Annotated in this window: 14 protein-coding genes; 9 read left to right on the top strand and 5 right to left on the bottom strand. The window is 52.4% G+C overall.

Features of this window, described 5'->3' with window-relative positions; all coding sequences use genetic code 11:
* Positions 1-75 precede the first annotated feature (75 nt).
* A complete protein-coding gene (locus MWH02_RS16795; RefSeq protein ID WP_271461081.1) occupies positions 76-558 on the top strand; it encodes a hypothetical protein in 483 nt (160 codons plus the stop codon).
* A 168-nt stretch (positions 559-726) separates the two neighbouring features.
* Entirely contained in the window at positions 727-1,263 is a 537-nt protein-coding gene (locus MWH02_RS16800) for a T6SS immunity protein Tli4 family protein (RefSeq protein ID WP_271461142.1), read from the top strand.
* A gap of 69 nt (positions 1,264-1,332) precedes the next feature.
* Here MWH02_RS16800 and MWH02_RS16805 read toward each other — a convergent pair whose 3' ends face one another.
* On the bottom strand, positions 1,333-2,535 hold the full coding sequence (locus MWH02_RS16805; protein ID WP_271461082.1) for a pyridoxal phosphate-dependent aminotransferase: 1,203 nt from the start codon (positions 2,533-2,535) through the stop codon (positions 1,333-1,335).
* A gap of 485 nt (positions 2,536-3,020) precedes the next feature.
* Here MWH02_RS16805 and nac point away from each other — a divergent pair, with 485 nt between their 5' ends.
* From nac to MWH02_RS16840, 7 genes are all read left to right on the top strand, one after another.
* Positions 3,021-3,944, top strand: a complete 924-nt coding sequence (nac, locus tag MWH02_RS16810) for a nitrogen assimilation transcriptional regulator NAC (protein WP_049851333.1) — start codon at positions 3,021-3,023, stop codon at positions 3,942-3,944.
* Between the two features lie 109 nt (positions 3,945-4,053).
* A complete protein-coding gene (locus MWH02_RS16815) occupies positions 4,054-4,470 on the top strand; it encodes an acetyl-CoA carboxylase biotin carboxyl carrier protein (RefSeq protein WP_271461083.1) in 417 nt (138 codons plus the stop codon).
* A 112-nt stretch (positions 4,471-4,582) separates the two neighbouring features.
* Complete coding sequence (locus MWH02_RS16820) at positions 4,583-5,335, top strand: SDR family oxidoreductase (protein ID WP_137385023.1); 753 nt, start codon at positions 4,583-4,585, stop codon at positions 5,333-5,335.
* A gap of 22 nt (positions 5,336-5,357) precedes the next feature.
* Entirely contained in the window at positions 5,358-6,053 is a 696-nt protein-coding gene (locus MWH02_RS16825; RefSeq protein WP_271461084.1) for an amino acid ABC transporter permease, read from the top strand.
* Positions 6,054-6,058: 5 nt separating this feature from the next.
* Positions 6,059-6,814, top strand: a complete 756-nt coding sequence (locus tag MWH02_RS16830; protein WP_137385021.1) for an amino acid ABC transporter permease — start codon at positions 6,059-6,061, stop codon at positions 6,812-6,814.
* A gap of 9 nt (positions 6,815-6,823) precedes the next feature.
* Positions 6,824-7,561: an amino acid ABC transporter ATP-binding protein gene (locus MWH02_RS16835; RefSeq protein WP_101762314.1), complete on the top strand. Its 738-nt coding sequence runs from the start codon at positions 6,824-6,826 to the stop codon at positions 7,559-7,561.
* An 88-nt stretch (positions 7,562-7,649) separates the two neighbouring features.
* Positions 7,650-7,925: a YmdA family protein gene (locus MWH02_RS16840; RefSeq protein ID WP_271461085.1), complete on the top strand. Its 276-nt coding sequence runs from the start codon at positions 7,650-7,652 to the stop codon at positions 7,923-7,925.
* A gap of 40 nt (positions 7,926-7,965) precedes the next feature.
* On the opposite strand, the gene MWH02_RS16845 is transcribed toward MWH02_RS16840, so the two are convergent.
* Genes MWH02_RS16845 through MWH02_RS16860 form a run of 4 tightly spaced genes read right to left on the bottom strand, consistent with a single transcriptional unit; the run spans position 7,966 to position 12,822 of the window.
* On the bottom strand, positions 7,966-8,976 hold the full coding sequence (locus tag MWH02_RS16845) for a fimbrial protein (RefSeq protein ID WP_271461086.1): 1,011 nt from the start codon (positions 8,974-8,976) through the stop codon (positions 7,966-7,968).
* A gap of 11 nt (positions 8,977-8,987) precedes the next feature.
* Entirely contained in the window at positions 8,988-11,546 is a 2,559-nt protein-coding gene (locus MWH02_RS16850; RefSeq protein WP_271461087.1) for a fimbria/pilus outer membrane usher protein, read from the bottom strand.
* Between the two features lie 11 nt (positions 11,547-11,557).
* Positions 11,558-12,244 (bottom strand): fimbrial biogenesis chaperone, encoded by a 687-nt coding sequence (locus tag MWH02_RS16855; protein ID WP_101762318.1) that lies wholly within the window; start codon positions 12,242-12,244, stop codon positions 11,558-11,560.
* 53 nt (positions 12,245-12,297) lie between these two features.
* Positions 12,298-12,822: a fimbrial protein gene (locus MWH02_RS16860; RefSeq protein ID WP_101762319.1), complete on the bottom strand. Its 525-nt coding sequence runs from the start codon at positions 12,820-12,822 to the stop codon at positions 12,298-12,300.
* Between the last annotated feature and the right edge of the window lie 608 nt (positions 12,823-13,430).

Raw genomic sequence — 13,430 nt, forward strand, 5'->3', positions numbered from 1 at the left:
AAAGATTAAAGATTAAAGATTAAAGATTAAAGATTAAAGATTAAAGATTAAAGATTATAATGAAGGTAAAACGTCATGAAAAAAGTGATATTAGCTGTAATATTCACTGGATTTGTTACGTCAGAAAGTGTGCAAGGCGAACAGTGGAAACATGAATGCGTTGGATACTATCAGATAGATTTACCCCCGGGGCTTGAAATGGCTTTGTATGCTGTTAAAAATGTCATTAACCCACCGAAAGAACCGCAAAGTAGGCATAACGTTCTCGTTCAGCTTACAAGAAAGGCAGTAATAACATTTGGTGATGCTGTTTACGAAAATGGTGATGATCGTACTCAAGCTCAATTTACTGAATTTGAATACGAAAAATACAAAGTCGGTATCTCATCTGAAGATAAAAATGAAATAAAGTTTTCAGATTATAGAAAAAAAATCAAGGAGGACTATGAATTTAATGCAACCGCAACAAGATTGTTAGAACGAAAAAACTCAGAATTTTCAGGTGAACCTATCATTTCCGAAAGCGAATTCAATCGTCGATATGGTTTTTTAATTTAAGATTATAATAATGCATTTGTAGTTTACGGTTTCAGAGGATACGAAGTTCACTTTAATAGCGGATATCGACTTTATCAATTTTGGGCAGATAGAGATAGTTATTTCGAAGACAAATCACAAACTGCTCAAAACCAATGGCATAAGAAAGAGCCTGAAGTTAAATCTCTACTGAGCCGTTTTAGCCCACGAGAATTATACGAAGTCCCTAACAAAAAAGGCTTCTGTATTCCTTATGGATTCATCGCCGATGATTCCGGTCAGGAACCACATAATATGGCTGTGACATACCGTCTTAAAGAGCATCCGGATGTCACTATATTCATCCAGGATTTGGGTCAGGAACCGAGTGATGGATTCATAAGACCGAAAAATGAGAGTGAAAAAGATTTCATTACATACCTTTGGGAGCGCAAATATCAGTGGGGTTCAGTCTATAAGGATTTGATTAGTCCAAAGTGGCGCACTATTGAAATGGATGGGCGTAAAGGTTTAGGGACTTTCGCGATGGCGGAATTCAGTGATGGCCGCGTTGATTATGGCTACGCAGCGTATGTACGTGGCAATCACAACGCCAGAAACGTGCAGCCTGACCTGTTGGTTTACGTTATGCAGTACAGCGTACAGGCAAAAGATCGCCCTCCAATGGATAAGAAAGAGTTGGAGAAAATGGCTGAACGCATCGTGGCCTCAGTGAAACGGCGCTAACTTTGAGCAATATATTGCGCCGTTGCAGTAAGCGTATCAGCCTGCAACGGCGCAATGATCTGAAATGAATCAAACACAACCACCACAAAATGCCGCAATGCGATCGCATCCCGTCTCTAACCGCTCCATGCTCGTGGCATACGACAAACGGATAAACGGGCTCATGCCGTACGCCGCGCCCTGCACCGTCACCACGTGCTGCTCCTCAATCAGCGCCAGCACAAAATCGGCATCATTGGTGATCAATCTGCCACCGGCGCTGGTTTTGCCGATGTAGCCCGCGATATTCACAAACAGATAAAATGCGCCCTGCGGTTTGTGACAGCGCAGGCCATCAATCGACGTCAGGCGCTCCAGTACATAATCACGGCGCTGGCGATAGATGCGCGCGCGCTCCTGCAGCAGATCCTGCGGGCCTTCCAGCACCGCCACCGCCGCGGCCTGGGTTAAGGTGCAAACGCCGCCGCTGTTCTGCGTATTCACGTTGCTCATCGCTTTGATCAACGGCGCCGGGCCGCCGCAGAAACCCAATCGCCAGCCGGTCATGGACCAGGCTTTCGACACGCCGTTCACCGTCAGCACGCGGTCAACCAGGCGCGGCTCAACCTGCGCCAGCGTGTAAAAATGCACATCGTCATAAATCAGGTGTTCATAGATATCGTCGGTCATGATCCACACCTGCGGATGGCGCAGCAGCACCTCGCCCAGCGCGTGCAGCTCCGCTTGGCTCGCCACCGAACCGGTGGGATTGCTCGGGTAATTGAGCAGCAGCCATTTGGTTTTGTCGGTAATGGCGGCGTCTAAATCGGCCGGCAGCGGTTTGAAGCCGTTCTCCTGCGTGCAGGGTAGCGCCACCGGCACGCCACCAGCGAATCTGACGATATCGGCATAGCTGATCCACGACGGCGTCGGGATCACCACTTCATCGCCCGGATTGATGGTCGCGAGGATCGCGTTAAAAATGATCTGCTTAGCGCCGCCAGCGGTGAGGATCTGGCTGACGTCGTAATCGAGCTGATTATCGCGTTTGAACTTCAGCTGGATCGCTTTGCGCAGCGCCGGCGTGCCGTCGGTGGGCGGATAGCGCGTATCCCCGGCGCGCGCAGCGGCATAAGCGGCTTCAATCGCGTGAGGTGGCGTGGGGAAATCGGGTTCACCGGTAGAAAGCGCCACCACATCAATGCCCTGCGCCGCGAGATCGCGGGCCTTTTGGGTCATGGCAACGGAGGCAGAAACGGTCACATTCTTTAATCGATCGGCTATCTCGGGCATGGGTTAATCCTGGCTCAGTGTCAGCATGAACGGCTTGCAGCAAGCTGCAAACACGACGTTTACCAGAGGATAGGTTTTTGTCCGAAGCGGCGGTTAATAGTGCTTTGTTGTGGTGATATAACACAAAGCGATGACTGAACCGACCGCACACTTTCGCCATAAAGATGGCGAGCCTGATGTGGAAATGCGCGGCAGGTCACGCGCTAGCGCCTGACGCAATGTTAATAGAGTGTTACTTTGAGTGCCGGTTAACAGCGCGCAACGCCCGTTTACTCACTCCCATCATCGCCAAATCTAATGAGTGAATCGCACCATACCAGTGCAAAGGTCGCTGTTTTACCCTCGCCGTCACGGCAACTATCCAACTCAGCACCTGCCGTAGGAGGCACTGTGGCTCTACCCTCCTGTCTGAGTTCATTCGCGAAAGCTTATTTGGCATCAACTTTGCTTGATACCCGCTATGCGTTCTGTTGGAGGAAGCGTTCATGAATCTTCGTCGCCTGAAGTACTTTGTTAAAATTGTTGATGTGGGCAGCCTGACCCAGGCCGCCGATATTTTGCATATTGCCCAGCCCGCGCTGAGCCAGCAGCTGGCTACGCTGGAAGGGGAAGTGAATCAGCAACTGCTCATTCGTACCAAGCGCGGCGTGACGCCGACCGAAGCCGGGAAAACCCTCTATTCCCACGCGCAGGCGATTTTACGCCAGTGCGAGCAGGCACAAAGCGCCATCGAGCTGGTCGGCGCGTCACTGAGCGGCAGCGTCTCAGTGGGCTTAGCGCCGGGCACCGCGGCACAAAACCTCGCATTACCGCTGATGATGGAAGTGCAGCAGCAGCATCCCGGCATCGTGCTCTACTTCAATGAGAACTTCGGCACCACGCTGAGCGAACTGATCATGAATGGCCGCATGGATATGGCGGTAATTTACGATCACCGCACCATTCACGGCCTGCGCTTTATGCCGCTGATGAAAGAGGATCTCTACTTCGTCTGTCCGTTCAGCCTCGCGCAACCGGTGAAAGAGATCCCGCTGGCGCAGGTGGCGCAATACGATCTGTTCCTGCCGCGCGTCTACAACATCATGCGCAAAGTGCTCGACGATGCCTTCGTACACAACAATCTGCAGTACCGCGTGAAATGCGAGATCGAGTCGCAAACCACGCTGAATGCCGCCCTGAGCGCCGGTCTCGGCACCACCATCATGCCGGAATCCGCAGCGCGCGCGATGCTGAAAAGCGGCGATGCGTGGATGGCGAAGATCGTCGATCCGGATGTGCAAGTGTCGCTGTCGTTCTGCATGTCGGATCACCTGCCGCTGTCACAGCCGGCCGAAGCGGTGAAATCGATCCTGCTGTCGCTGATGTCGCGCCGCAACGTTGAGAATCATCCTCTGACGTTGGTGGGATAAGTCCCGCTTATTGCCGCAAAGCGAAACCCTCTTACTGCCCGTATTGCGAACGCGCTAGATTACGATTTTGCCCGCTCGGGCGGGCGTGTTTCGCTTTGACGGGAATTCCATGGATAAAACCGCAATACCGCTGCCGACGCTGCGTGCGCTGGCGCGCAAGATGCAATCCTCCGGGCTGAACAGCCTGGCGCTCGATGGCAAGCACTGGTCAGTGCGGTTAACCTTCGCCGCCACGCCAGCCACGCCCGCGCCTGTCACGCTTCCCGCCGCAGAAATCCCCCTCATCCCGCAACGCATCGGCGCACCGATGCCCGGCACGCTGCTGCGCCGCCATCCGCATAGCCCGCAGGATTTTGTCGCGCCTGGCCAGCACATCGAGGCCGGTGCGGTGGTGGCGCTGGTGCAGGTTGGCCCGCTGTATGTGCCGGTGATCAGCCCGGATAGCGGCACGGTGCAGTCGTTCGCGGTAGAGCATTTGTCTGCGGTGGAGTATGGCGAGGACGTGTTGATGTTTCGGTCGCCATGAATGGCGGCCCTGCGGGGTTATAAGGGGCGCTTATTGCCTCAAAATTTTTATGTCTTATGCCCTTGCGGCATAACTGCATACAGTCAAAAGACGCCATAACGAGGAGAGGCAGATGCCATTTTCAGATTACAAAACCGCGCTGGTGACCGGCGCATCGGCGGGAATGGGCGAAGCGATTGTTGAGCGCCTGTGCCAGGAGGGCATCACCGTGCACGCGGTGGCGCGCCGTAAAGAGCAGCTGGCAGCGCTGGCCGATCGTACCGGCTGTATTCCGCACGCGGTGGATGTCAGTGACATAAAGGCGCTGACCGCGCTATGCCAGGATCTCGAAATCGACATTCTGGTGAATAACGCTGGCCTGTCGCATCCGGGCTCGATCCTCGATGCCGATGAGAACGTGATTGAAACCCAGGTGGACGTCAATCTGCGCGCGGTGCTGCATCTGTGCCGTTTGCTGGTGCCGGGCATGGTGGCGCGCGATCGTGGCCACGTCTTCAACATCACCTCGATTGCTGCCATCTACAACTTCAACGGCAACTCGGTGTATCACGCCACCAAAGCCGGCGTGCATGCCCTTTCGCGCCAGCTGCGCGTCGATTGCTACGGCGCGCGCGTGCGCATCACCGAAATCTGTCCGGGCCGCGTCGCCACCGATATCTTCGGCAACGTGTCAGGCGATCACGAAGAGGCGCGCCGCCGCTTCATTGATGGCTTTGAATTGCCGCAGGCCAAAGATATCGCCGACTGCGTTGCTTTCGCGCTCGCGGCACCGCTGGCGGTAAATATCGGCAACATCGAAATCACCCCGACATTACAGGTGCCGGGCGGTCTTTCCACCATGCGACCGGGCGACCACAGCGCGTAGCAGGCGATGATGAGGTAACAGAATGGCTCTCGATTTCAGCAGTGTGATAACCGGCCAATACGGCCAGATGATCGTTGACGGAACGGTGATCACCCTTGAACTGGCGTTGGGTGCCTGGCTGCTGGCAATGGTGCTGGCGCTGCTGCTGGTGGTAATTCGCCTGACTGAAAACCGCATCGCGGTTGGGCTGGTCAAAGCCTATGTCTCTTATCACCGCAATGTGCCGACGCTGATCCAGTTGATGATGTGGTACTTCGCCATTCCTACGCTGCTGCCGGAAGCGCTGCAGATGTGGATCAACAACTACAACGCCGAGTTCATGTTCTCCCTCACCGCGCTGGGTCTGTGTCAAGCGGCGTACTTCTCCGAAGATATCCGCAGCGGCCTGCGCGCCATTCCCGACGGGCAGAACGAAGCCGCGCGCGCACTCGGCATGAGCTACGTGCGCGCCATGCACGGCGTGATTCTGCCGCAGGGCATTCGCAATGCGATGCCCGCGATGATCAACCACACGGTGCTGCTGTTTAAAAACACCAGCCTGGCGATGGTGATTGGCGTGGCGGATCTGACCTATGTAACGCGCGATATTGAGAACCAAACGTTCCGTACCTTCGAATCCTACATCGTGGCGACCGTGGGCTATCTGTTCTTCTCCCTGCTGCTGATGGGCCTTGGCGCACTGCTGGCCCGCCGCTTCCAGCGCGTCTATGCGAGGTAATGGCGATGTTTGAGATGTTCACCATTTTGCATGACAACGGCATGCTGCTGTTGATGGGGCAATACCCAAACGGTCCGATTGGCGGCGTGCTTTGTACGCTGCTGATCTCGGTGCTGGCGGTGCTGCTGGCGTTTCCGATTGGTGTGCTGCTGGGCCTGGCGCGTCTGTCGCCGTGGCGCTGGCTGAGCTGGCCCGCCACCGGCTGGGTTTACCTGCTGCGCGGCATCCCGCTGATGATGGTAGTGTTCTGGACTTACTTCTGTGTACCGCTGCTGATCGGCCACAACATCAGCGGCTTCGCCACCATGCTGTGTACGCTGGTGATTTATGAGAGTGCCTATATCGCCGAAATCGTGCGCGGCGGCATTCAGGCGCTGCCGCACGGCCAATACGAAGCCTCGCGCGCGCTGGGCATGAGCCACCTGAAAACCCTGCGTCTGGTGATTCTGCCGCAGGCGCTGTTCAACACCCTGCCCAGCCTGGTTAGCCAGCTGGTGTCGATTATCAAAGACAGTACGCTGGGCTATGTGATTAACGTGCCGGAGCTGACCTTTGCCGCCAATCAGGTGAGTAATCAGCTGCTGACCAAACCGTTTCAGGTGTTCGCCATTGTGGCGCTGAGCTATTACCTCATCTGCTTCAGCCTCACCTGGCTGGCCAATAAACTCGAAGCGCACATTGCGCAGAAACGTCGTCAAGCGCCGCAGCCAACGCCCAGCGTGGCGCCCGCGGTGATGCTGACTAAAACCTCCTCGCAATAAGGAAACCGCATGGGACCGATGATCATGTTTAATCAGGTTAATAAATGGTACGGCGCGTATCAGGCGCTGACCAACCTGAGCGCCGAGATTAATCCCGGCGAAGTGGTGGTAGTGTGCGGCCCTTCCGGCTCGGGCAAATCGACGCTGATCCGCACCGTTAACCGTTTAGAACCGATCGATGACGGCCAGATTGTGTTTGATGGCACCGATATTCACGGCAGCAGCACGCGCCTCAATCAGCTGCGCACGCGCATCGGCTTTGTGTTTCAGAGCTTCAACCTGTTCCCGCATGTGACGGTGGCCGAGAACATCATGATGTCGCCGATGAAAGTACTGGGCGTAAAGCGCAGCGAAGCGCGTCGTCAGGCGGGTGAATTGCTGGAGCGCGTGGGCTTAGCGCATAAAGCCGATGCTTATCCGGCGCAGCTTTCCGGCGGCCAGCAGCAGCGCGTGGCGATTGCCCGCGCGCTGGCGATGAAGCCGCCGGTGATGCTGTTCGATGAACCGACCTCGGCGCTCGATCCGGAGATGGTCGGCGAAGTATTGTCAGTGATGCGCGGTCTGGCGCAGGAAGGGATGACGATGATGTGCGTGACCCACGAAATGAACTTTGCCCGTGAGGTGGCGGATACCATCTGGTTTATGGACCAGGGACAGATTCTGGAGAAATCACAACCAGAACAGTTCTTCACCCAGCCGCAGCACCCGCGCGCGCAGCGCTTCCTCAGCGACCTGCGATCGCATTAAGGGGGATATTTTTTCACTATCGCCATTTTTAATTAAAGTTTGGTCCTAACTTGTCGTTCTTCTTTATGCCACCACCAGGAGAAGACCGATGAAAACAGCATTCGTATTATTTTCTGGTTTGCTATTTGCCCAAGCCGTTCTGGCAGAGGGCGGTACCGTTACTTTTACCGGTGCGATAGTTGAGCCTGCCTGTACGACGATGACCAATAGCCAGCATGCCGCAGTGCAATGTAGCCAGAATGGTGTCGATAAAGTGCGTCAGGTTAGATTCAATAAGCAACAGCAGACGCTGCCGTTTCAACTCGGCAATGTCAGCGTGCAATCATCGGGTCATATTAAAGCTGTTGAAGTGATCTATCGGTGAGTCATCACTGACAATCTTCCCCCGTCAGGGGGAAGATTATTTATTGATAGGTCAGTGTGAAAGTCGCGGAACTGTTAGCTGTGCCGGGTGTAATGGTTGCGGTCGTTTGGTAATAACGCGCCTGAAGCGGAATGTTATAATTCCCCGCGCTGGCCGAGGTTCCGGCAACAATATTAGTGCCCAGTTGCACAGGCGCATTGTTAAACAGCAGCTGCACGCCCACTCCACTTGCCGTATTGGCACCTGATGTCAGATTTAATACCCCATTGGCGGAGTTTTGGGCATTTCCATCAATTTTCACATTGATGCGGGTGCCGGCATTACAGTTAAGCGGAAGGGTAAAATTACGCGTAAAGCTGGCATCGGGTGAACTGCCCGTCCCACTGAACGCACGCTTATCCACATTGCCCATATTCACGGCGATGGCAGTATTACTGACTGAACACGCCAGCGTTGTGACACTAAAACCATTCATAAGAATCGTCGATCCCGGTGAATGCCAGAGCGCCTGGTTGTTGCGCAAAATAAACGCTCCGGCCTCCTGCGCGGTAACCATCCCCGAACCGGTTGGCCCCGTTTTATAGAACTGTAGCAACGCTTGCTCGCGCAGAGGTTGTCCCGCCATTAAGCCATTGACCGAACACAGCAACCTATTGTTCGCATTACCATCTCCCGTACCGGTTCCATCAACCCAGCCACTAAAGTTATTGCAGTTGTTCACTGAGATGGCACCGATAGCAAAGCCTATTCCCGCAATATTGGTGCTGTAAATTCGTCTGCCTCCAATGGTCGTGACATAGTTACCGGTGCCTTTTACGCCCACACTTTGATAAGTCAACGCCGGTGCCGTGTTAGTACAGTTAAACGTGTTCACCGCACCCGAGGTGATCTGGCTGCCAATCAACGATCCCACCGGTAAATCGCGTTGAATCACAATGGCAGGAGGAGAAATTGTCGTCGCTGCTGTGGTGGTGATACAGGTATAAGCCTGCGCAAAGTTAACGTACAACCCAATGAAAAATATGCTCGGTAATAAAATAAATAAACGCATAAATGCTTCCTTTAGCGGCATTGTGCCGTCACAGAATTGACACCAGACTGAGCCTTTCCTAACGTAAACGGAGCCTGACATTCGCCGCCCTTCCAGTTCACCTTAACCACGCCCGCTGCGGGCACGCCGCTGAGGTAAACATGTTGTTTGTCATCAACGATGCCATGCGAAAGGGTTTCGCCGTTGGCAACGCTGGCACGTGCGCCGAACGGCACTTGACGCCCACGCAAGGTGACGACCATTTTTGCCCCCGATACCGTGAGATAATTGGCTAATGCTACGGCCCCCTGCGTAGGCACCACTGTTTGGCTGTCACTCAGCAGATCGACGTTATCGCCGAGCGAATTGGCATCAAGCGAAAGCGAGGTGCGGCGATAAGGTGTTACGTTAGGTACGACGGCATAACCTCTGCCATCAGTCAGCACGCCGGTTTGGTTGAGCACGCGAACTGCTTCCGCGTCTTCAGCGCGCACTAAGGCCATGGTGTCACCCAACGGCTGGCTCAGAGTCACACCATAGGGATGCACCACGATGCCGCCCGTTGCGCCGTAATTCAGTTGTCGGGTATTACGCGAGTAGTTATAGCCAGCCTGGTATTCGCCAAAGCGTGCTTTATAGTTGACTGACGCATTGCCATTGGCGCCAACCCCTTGATTGGTGTAACCCTGCTGCACGCTATAGCTCAGGTTATTGTCTGCCAGTGCAGTGCCTGACAACCCCACCGCGCCAGTGGTTTTATCGTGATTGTCGGTGCTGCCCGAGAAGTTCAGCCAGCTTTTGGGTAAAAATCGGTCAAAGGGAATCTGCACCGCCAGCGAAAAAATTTGATCGTGGTTGGTGTAGAACGGCGTCTGTGAATAGCTGTAGTTAAAGGAGTAATTGATGGCGTTGAAGCTGGAGTTATAGCCCAGCGTCAAACTGCGCTCCTTTTCTGTCACGCCCCAATATTGTTGCTGGTAAGCGGAGAGAAAAAGACTGCCATAATCACCCAACGATTGATTAACGTTGAGTTGGGATTTACTGCGTCTGTTATGGCTATAACGCCAGTTTCGCCATTCGCGTCGGGCTTGTTCAACTTCATTGCGGTTGTTGGGATTACCCCGGAAACCCGGCGGTAGTGTATTCGCGTAATAGCCATTAGCTTCATTAAAATCGTAATAACCAGAGGTGGAATAACGGTAGCCTGCCAGAGTAAAAGTGGTGCCGCTCATTGCGACATCTTTTGCATATTGAAAACGAAATGAGCCACCGCGATGAGTTTCTTCCATTAAACGGGCATTGGCGAATGTCCCGTCCAGCGAAATCGAACCCAATAACCCCAGACCTTTCCCCACACCAACCGATGCTGACGTGTAATCACCCGACAGGATAGATCCACCATAAACGGTTGAGCTATAAGGCAAACCATAGATAGCTGTGCCTTGTATAAAGCCCGGCTTTTTTGCCGATCTCCCGGTTGAACGATATTGCCCGGCCGTGAAAGCATATTTGAAACGCCCTTCACGCTGCATGATAGGCACCGCAGAAAATGGCTGAACAAACTGTCGGACGCTGCCATTCGCTTCTTTTATTACCACCTCAAGATCGCCACTGGCCGAGGTAGGATAAAGATCGTTTATGGCGAAAGGTCCGGGTGGCACATAGGCTTGCCAAATGATGTTACCGTCCTGACGAATGGTAACTTGCGCATTGCTCTGCGCAATGCCTCGTACAACGGGTGCGAATCCTCGTAAGCTTTCAGGCTGCATATTGTCGTCTGAGTAGAGCTGAGCTCCACGAAAGGGGAAGCTATCGAATACCTCTGATGGCGTATAGCTCTCTCCCAATACCAGCTGGCTTTTCCAGGGTTTGATGTCACGCTGAACGTAGGTATTAATACTGTTCCACTTATCATTACCCTGACTATGGCTATAGGTGGTGTAATTGCGCGCGCGCCAGGCCCCGAGATTGATACCGCTACGCAAATTGAGATACGCGTTGTTATCACTTCCCTGACGATAATCACTCCAGTTATTGGCACCTGAATAGCCATAATTCATAAATAGCGCGTTGACACCATCGTCCCACTCCTCTGGGCCAACATACCCTTGTGCGTTTTGTCGCACATATTCTTGTGGAATGGAGACATTTAAGCGTTGCTGGCTTAAATCAAAGCGGGTTTGCGCCTGCGGGATGATGGCAGCGATATTCGTCACTTCCTGCGCAGGTGAGATTTTCACGAAAGCCGGTGTGGCATTCTCTTTCACGCCCCACCGCATAAAATCGGCTTTCATTAATAGGGGCTGCAGACCCTTCGCACCGGGTTCAAAGCGTATGCTTTTTGATCCAACAAAATTGTCGTTCAGGTAAACGTCGGCGTTGTAAACGCCCGCCGCCTGGCCTCCACTGTGGCTAAAAGTGGAAAGATCCAGATTTGCACGCTGGCCGCTGTGTCGTTCCACCGTGTCAGGATCAAAATAATCCTCTGCAGCCACATCATTAATGGGTATTGCAGCCAGTATTACCATGTTAAGTAAGGTGCGCTGAAAAGCAGGCCTCAGCGTTAAAGGTATATTTTGTCTCATCGACATGGCCCTCTCCTTTAATCGGTGCCCACTTTTAATGTTTGTTCTGCTGTAATGCCGCCGAAATCATTAATCGCTCGCCAGCTCACCGGATTGCCAACGTGCACTTTTTGGCCAAGAACGATTTCCTGTGAAGGCAACACCATCGGCGGTTTGGTCATAGTTGAACCGTTTACGGTCAGGTCGTAGAGCGAAACGCTGTAAGGCGTGGGATTAAACACGGCGAGTTTGCCCTCACGCTGGCGAAATTTGAGCCTGGTAAAAGCCAATGCGGGATCGCCGCTTAACTCTGCGGGCCGGTAAAATAACTTCATTTTGTTTTTAATGGTGATAACGAGATCGTTAGTGGCCTGACGATTGACCGTCGGGATAATCTTGATATTCAACCAGTGCACGGATTCCTGATCGTCTGGCAACGTGTGACCACTGTAGATAACGCGCACCGAATTCTGGCTATGAGGCTCAAGGCGGAAGAGCGGGGGCGTGGTGATGAAAGTGTCATCAGCGGTATCACTCTCTTCCTGACTGCTAACCCAGGATTGAATTAAATAGGGACGGTCGTCTGGATTAGTCACACTTATCGCGGCCAGCTTGTTTTTACCGTCATAAACCAGGCGTGTGCCACCAATCTGCACACCAGACTGAGCCATAGGCGACAGGCACAAAAGTGCCATGGCCAATGGCCAAAGACTTTTTTTAAACATCCATCTCTCTCCGTGACGAAAGAAAGAGCCGCATGACGCGGCTCTGAAACTACTTAGTTGTAAGCAATGGTGAAGGTCGCCGTGGAGTTTGCTGTACCCGCAGTAACTGGCGTGGCCGTAGCGTAATATTTCGCTATGTAGGTCAGTACATTAGGGCCGGCTGCCGTGATTGGACGATCAGCCGATTTGCTGGCGATAGGGATGAGAGTGGAACTGTCTTGCTCATACAGCGCGACACCCACATTAGTGGCAGTTTGCCCTGAGTTCAGAGCGAGGATTTGGTTATTTCCCGCAGAGGTTGCGCCATCGAAACGTACGCTGGCCGAGGTTACCGCAGCAGGACAACTTGTCAGATTAATGTTGAAGCGAGTCGGTGCCGCGGTGACACCGGCTCCGGTGAAGGTTTTGCTCGAAACGGTGCCCAGATTCACGGTTTGGTTGGCAGAGCCAGTATCCACCGTGCAAGCGTTATCGGTAATTGTACCCGTGAAATTAATCGTGCCATCAGCAGCAGTTGTCGTGCCAATAAATCCAAGAGAAGCCGTAATTGCAACCAATACTGCGAACTTGCTTTTCATGATTAAGCCTCAAAAATCGTCATAAAAAATGTCTCTGCTCAAGCAATGAACTTTCATTTCCACAGCAGATAAAACATTAATCGAAGTAATGTTGGAGCCCTTCGACCGCTTTAAGTAAATGACAATTTTCAACCTATTGAAAGTTTTTTTGATTATTCGTGCTTAATTTGAAATATAACCCTAAAAAAATTAGCGCAACGGTTAATTTACAGATCTTTGATCTTTTTTAAGATCCTTTTTTAGAATAAAAAACTTAACATTTGTATTTTAACGATCTAAAGATCTAAAAAATCACCTAAGACAGCATTTTATGCGAATGAGACAAAATGTGACTTCTCCAGGATATGTCTTCTTTTTCTGCTATTACCGTCAAAGATGCTCCTTTATTTTCAGGAAGACAGCATGAATTCGGTTTTTATTTGTACAATAGTTATAAGCCAGGTTTAACTATTACAGAAATAAAACTGTTATATTGCGTTGGGTTAATGATGAGGGGTGTGATTATTGGTTGCAGACAGAATATTGTTCTACGCCTGGTATAAAAGCGCATAAAGGCGCCAAAAAGCGCGTAAAAACGCAGAGAAATCGAAGATAAAATGGCATCAAAT

The sequence above is a fragment of the Pantoea leporis genome, assembly GCF_028048155.1.
Taxonomy (GTDB): domain Bacteria; phylum Pseudomonadota; class Gammaproteobacteria; order Enterobacterales; family Enterobacteriaceae; genus Pantoea; species Pantoea leporis.

Bases quoted from the DNA above. Each gene is read 5' to 3' on its own strand.
- MWH02_RS16825 (WP_271461084.1), top strand. From the start codon at position 5,358: ATGGCTCTCGATTTCAGCAGTGTGATAACCGGCCAATACGGCCAGATG.
- MWH02_RS16830 (WP_137385021.1), top strand. From the start codon at position 6,059: ATGTTTGAGATGTTCACCATTTTGCATGACAACGGCATGCTGCTGTTG.
- MWH02_RS16820 (WP_137385023.1), top strand. From the start codon at position 4,583: ATGCCATTTTCAGATTACAAAACCGCGCTGGTGACCGGCGCATCGGCG.
- MWH02_RS16860 (WP_101762319.1), bottom strand. From the start codon at position 12,822: ATGAAAAGCAAGTTCGCAGTATTGGTTGCAATTACGGCTTCTCTTGGA.
- MWH02_RS16805 (WP_271461082.1), bottom strand. From the start codon at position 2,535: ATGCCCGAGATAGCCGATCGATTAAAGAATGTGACCGTTTCTGCCTCC.
- MWH02_RS16855 (WP_101762318.1), bottom strand. From the start codon at position 12,244: ATGTTTAAAAAAAGTCTTTGGCCATTGGCCATGGCACTTTTGTGCCTG.
- MWH02_RS16835 (WP_101762314.1), top strand. From the start codon at position 6,824: ATGGGACCGATGATCATGTTTAATCAGGTTAATAAATGGTACGGCGCG.
- MWH02_RS16840 (WP_271461085.1), top strand. From the start codon at position 7,650: ATGAAAACAGCATTCGTATTATTTTCTGGTTTGCTATTTGCCCAAGCC.
- nac (WP_049851333.1), top strand. From the start codon at position 3,021: ATGAATCTTCGTCGCCTGAAGTACTTTGTTAAAATTGTTGATGTGGGC.
- MWH02_RS16845 (WP_271461086.1), bottom strand. From the start codon at position 8,976: ATGCGTTTATTTATTTTATTACCGAGCATATTTTTCATTGGGTTGTAC.
- MWH02_RS16815 (WP_271461083.1), top strand. From the start codon at position 4,054: ATGGATAAAACCGCAATACCGCTGCCGACGCTGCGTGCGCTGGCGCGC.
- MWH02_RS16795 (WP_271461081.1), top strand. From the start codon at position 76: ATGAAAAAAGTGATATTAGCTGTAATATTCACTGGATTTGTTACGTCA.
- MWH02_RS16850 (WP_271461087.1), bottom strand. From the start codon at position 11,546: ATGTCGATGAGACAAAATATACCTTTAACGCTGAGGCCTGCTTTTCAG.